4 protein-coding genes and 1 tRNA gene are annotated in these 4,397 nt (G+C 53.9%); 4 read left to right on the top strand and 1 reads right to left on the bottom strand.

Annotation, left to right across the window (positions count from 1 at the left end; genetic code table 11):
• Positions 1-500 precede the first annotated feature (500 nt).
• The gene (locus E9531_RS17245; protein WP_136575005.1) at positions 501-1,508 is read left to right on the top strand and encodes a thymidylate synthase; all 1,008 of its coding nucleotides are present in this window, start codon (positions 501-503) and stop codon (positions 1,506-1,508) included.
• 24 nt (positions 1,509-1,532) lie between these two features.
• Here the strand turns inward: E9531_RS17245 and gluQRS are convergent, their stop codons facing one another.
• Positions 1,533-2,519: a tRNA glutamyl-Q(34) synthetase GluQRS gene (gluQRS, locus tag E9531_RS17240; protein WP_136575004.1), complete on the bottom strand. Its 987-nt coding sequence runs from the start codon at positions 2,517-2,519 to the stop codon at positions 1,533-1,535.
• A 153-nt stretch (positions 2,520-2,672) separates the two neighbouring features.
• Here gluQRS and E9531_RS17235 point away from each other — a divergent pair, with 153 nt between their 5' ends.
• From E9531_RS17235 to E9531_RS17225, 3 genes are all read left to right on the top strand, one after another.
• The gene (locus E9531_RS17235; RefSeq protein ID WP_136575003.1) at positions 2,673-3,431 is read left to right on the top strand and encodes a tyrosine-protein phosphatase; all 759 of its coding nucleotides are present in this window, start codon (positions 2,673-2,675) and stop codon (positions 3,429-3,431) included.
• Positions 3,432-3,536: 105 nt separating this feature from the next.
• Positions 3,537-3,612: transfer RNA gene (locus E9531_RS17230), tRNA-Lys, on the top strand.
• 319 nt (positions 3,613-3,931) lie between these two features.
• Complete coding sequence (locus E9531_RS17225) at positions 3,932-4,252, top strand: hypothetical protein (RefSeq protein ID WP_136575002.1); 321 nt, start codon at positions 3,932-3,934, stop codon at positions 4,250-4,252.
• The last annotated feature ends 145 nt before the right edge of the window (positions 4,253-4,397 follow it).

Raw genomic sequence — 4,397 nt, 5'->3', positions numbered from 1 at the left:
CTCAATCGGTTCACCGAACTTGGTCGCCCTAACACGGTGGCAGTGGGATAAGTGCGTCTGGGGTCAGGAGCCGATCACGCTAAATTTGATTTGTGCAACAAAGCCGGTGTACGAAAGAAAGGGTTACTATGGCTAACAAGCCCGCTGTCTCTGGATAGTTGTCACCGTCACAGCATGACGTGGCTTACTTTCCCAAGGCTCTCATGTGGCTCCCAGCCCACAACGCCGCATCCCCTGCAAGCGGCACGAAACAGAGCTAACCTATTGCCCCTTATACGGTTTCAAGTCCCGCGTGATCTTCACGAAAGGCTTGACACCGGCCCTTTTTTGAGTCTTGTGCGACTGTGTGAAGGTCCTAAACACGTTCTTAAAGACTGCACTCAAACAACGCAACACATATACACAAGTGCGTCATCCGCACCGCTGCACTACGCCAGCCAGCGGCTTGCGCTATATTGTGGCGTCTTTCGTTTTCAGCCCCTCGACAGCCCCCTCCGCACATGAAGCAGTACCTCCAATTGGTTCAGGATATTTTTGACAATGGCTCCTGGCAGGACAACCGCACCGGCGTGCGCACCCTGAGCATTCCTGGTGCCATGATGAAATTTGATTTACAAGAAGGCTTCCCCGCCGTCACCACCAAAAAGCTGGCATTTAAATCCGCAATTGGGGAAATGGTTGGTTTCTTGCGCGGCAGCCGTAGTGCTGAAACCTTCCGTGCGCTAGGCTGCAAAGTCTGGGATCAGAACGCCAACGAAAATGCACAATGGCTGGCCAACCCGTACCGGTTGGGGCAAGACGATCTCGGCCCTGTGTATGGCGTGCAGTGGCGCCAATGGCCTGCTTATAAATTGATTGATACCGCAGCGCCTGAAGGCGCCGCGCAACTGCAAGACGCATTGGCACGTGGCTACCAACGCATTGGCGAGGTCAATGCGCCAGCAGCGAGCGATGCCAACCCCACACACACCACCACGGGTACCTTGCTGTACAAATCGATTGACCAATTGCGCCAGTGCCTGGATACCATCATGAAAGACCCGGGCAGCCGTCGCATTCTTTTTCATGGATGGAATTGGGCGCAGCTGGAAGAAATGGCCTTGCCGCCTTGCCACCTGCTCTACCAGTTTTTGGTAAACCAGAGCAAACGTGAAATTTCGCTATGCCTGTATATCCGCAGCAATGACGTGGGGCTTGGCACACCATTTAACCTCACCGAAGGCGCGGCACTGCTGCACTTGGTTGGGCGCCTGACCGGATACACACCGCGTTGGTTTACTTATTTCATTGGCGACGCGCATATCTACGAAAACCATGTGGAGATGCTGCAAGAACAATTACGCCGCGAGCCTCTGCCCGCACCACAGCTGGTACTGTCAAGCCGTATTCCGGACTTTGCCCAAACAGGCCAGTACGAACCGCAATGGCTAGAACAGATTGAGCCCGGCGACTTCAGCCTGCAAGGTTACCAACACCACGCCCACCTGACCGCCCCGATGGCGGTGTAAAGAAGACGCCCTCTTGAGAGCTTCCTAAACCCAGCGCAACGGGTACAGTGCCGCCCAAGCCGCCACCCAGCGCTGCAGCAAATCAGCAACCAAAGCCCCCTCATCCCCTACCTGCGTAGGCAGACCCAGCACCTGCGCGGCAGCCAGCAAACTGTGCTGCACCGAAACCTCATCAATACTCGGGGCATGGTTGCCTTTAGACAGCTTCTCTCCCCGTGCATCCAAGGCCAGCGGCACGTGTAAATACTGTGGATGGGCAGCCCCCAAAGCCTCTTGCAACAACAATTGCCTAGCCGTGTTGTCGGTCAAGTCCTCTCCACGCACCACATGGGTGATGCCCTGCAGAGCATCATCCACCACACAGGCCAGTTGGTAGCTCCACATCCCATCCGCACGCTGCAGTACATAGTCGCCAACATCTGCAACCACATCCTGCATTTGCGGCCCCAATCTTCGGTCACTCCATGCCACAGCATGGGATGACAACGCTCTTGGTGCGCCCTCGTTGCCTTGTACATCAAACCGCCAAGCGCGCACTGGCTCCACGTACGCCTCGTGTCGACACGTCCCCGGGTAAATCAAGGTTTGAAAACGCTGGCGTTGCACACCACGCAAGGCCCATGCCTGCTCAATCTCTTTACGAGTGCAGCGACACGCATAGGTCCGCTGCGTTTGCTGCAAATACTGCAAAGCCTGCGCATACAGCGCACTTCTGCCGGACTGCCACTGCACTGCCCCATCGGCCTGTAAGCCCAGCGCATCCAGCTGCTTCAATACCGTATGGGCCCAAGCTAATGAGCACCGCTGCGCATCAACATCCTCTATGCGCACCAGCCAAGTGCTGGCAACGCCTTGTGCAGCAGCAGCACGCGCATCCAACCAACTCGCCAAAGCGGCCACCACAGATCCGACATGCAACGGCCCTGTTGGTGATGGCGCAAACCGGCCCACATAGCGCGCAACGGCCAGCCCTTCCCGCTGATGCTGTTTCAACGCTTCAGAAAAATCCATTTGAACGCAACACTCCTCACCCGAAGACACCCCTGAAAGCCATGAAAGCCCGGTTGAAACAAAAATGGGACTCCAAACATCGTGCAACACGATAGCCCCATACTGTCACCAAGCTTTCACAAGCAACCCACATTCAACGCCACAATCATGGTCATGACCAACACGCATCCACCACGTCATATTCCTTTCCAAGGCGTCAGCAACTTTCGTGATCTTGGTGGCTACACCACCCAAGACCAGCGTCAACTGCAATGGAAAAAAATTTACCGCTCTGACAGACCTTCTGACTTTACCGTCCAAGATTTACAGCAGTTCGCAGCCTTGGGTATTGCCCGCAGCATCGACTTTCGCGGCGCAGCTGAGGCCCACATTCACAATTACAGCATTCCCCAACTCCAGCGCATCGAAATCCCCATCGAGCCCAAAGTCGTACAAAGCCTGCAGAGTCTTGTGACTGAAGGCAACGCACTTAACGCGGCCACTGCGCATCTTCTCATGGAGCAGACATACAGCGCCTTCGCCAGCCACAACACAGCGCAATACAGCGCATTTTTCGATACGTTGTTAGCTACCGACAGCCCCATCCTCTTTCACTGCACCGCAGGCAAAGACCGCACCGGCTTTGCAGCGGCCCTGCTATTGGAAGCCCTAGGGGTAGACCGCGCCACGATCATGCAAGACTACCTGCTCACGAACAGTCTGTACAAACGGGTTGCCACACCGCACACCACACTTCCCGAAGAGGTTCTCAGCGTCTTATGGCGCGTTGCCCCCAGTTTTTTGGATGCTGCCTATCAAGAAATCGACCAACAATACGGCAGCATGCCCAACTATCTTCGCCACGAGCTTGGCCTCACGCCTGAGGCCCAGTTGGAACTCAAGCACCGCTACTTGCAACCAACGGCGGCATAAACACGGGCAGCAAGCATTAAGTCAATCAAGCCGCCCAACCAATTCAAAATTGCGCTACAATTTCGCCCTTGCTAAACGTAACCACACTGTTGCGCTTAAGGCAAAGGGCTCTTAGCTCAGTTGGTAGAGCAGCGGACTCTTAATCCGTTTGTCGCAGGTTCGACCCCTGCAGGGCCCACCAAAATAAATCAAGGACTTACGCGCTTTTAGCGGTAAGTCCTTTTTCTTTGTCTTAGATATGGTGACAATCTGGTGACAACAATTCGTTGAATGAAATTAGACATCTGCGCACAACATTGGACTCAAGATTTTTTTTGCAAAAAAATTGTCACTTGAGAAGCTAATCCTTGTCTATAAACATTTCAAATAAAAAGTTTTCAGCCACATATCACAGCCTTGAACACACAGATGTTTGCCTGTTTTCGCAGCATCTATGGCTCATCCATCAGCCCCTCGTCATCGACCTGGGGCTTTTTGTTTGTCTTTTTCAAGGAGTATTCATGGCTTCATGCCCCAACTGTCAGTCTCACAACCTCAAACAACGCACCCTTGGTAAAACCGTGGCAGGTTCCATTGGTGGTGTTGCTGGAGGTGCCGCAGGTGTTGCCGGTGCTTTGAATGGTGCACGCACTGGTGCCATGGTCGGCGTTGTTGCTGGTCCCATTGGTTCTGTCTTGTGCTCAATTGCAGGTGCAGCCCTTGGTGGCCTGCTTGGCAGCAAGATCGGCTGTGAAGTCGGCTCAGCCGTTGGCGAAAGCTTGGATGCCAATGTCTTGGACAACATCGAATGCATCGACTGTGGTCACACTTTCCGAGTGTGATGCTGCGCTGATCATTCAGCGTTTTCTTTTCCTTGTTCTTCCACTCATAAGCCCAATGGTTTTGTCCAGTGGGCTTATTTGTCGCCCCTATTTCCCTTCAAAGGAGTTCTTATGTCCCATCTCGTCGAAACCATGGCCTATGCAG

Origin of the sequence: Lampropedia puyangensis, assembly GCF_004833285.1 — a bacterium.
Lineage (GTDB): Bacteria > Pseudomonadota > Gammaproteobacteria > Burkholderiales > Burkholderiaceae_C > Lampropedia > Lampropedia puyangensis.
The sequence above is the reverse complement of the archived record's forward strand: the minus strand, read 5'-3'. Positions and strand labels throughout refer to the sequence as shown.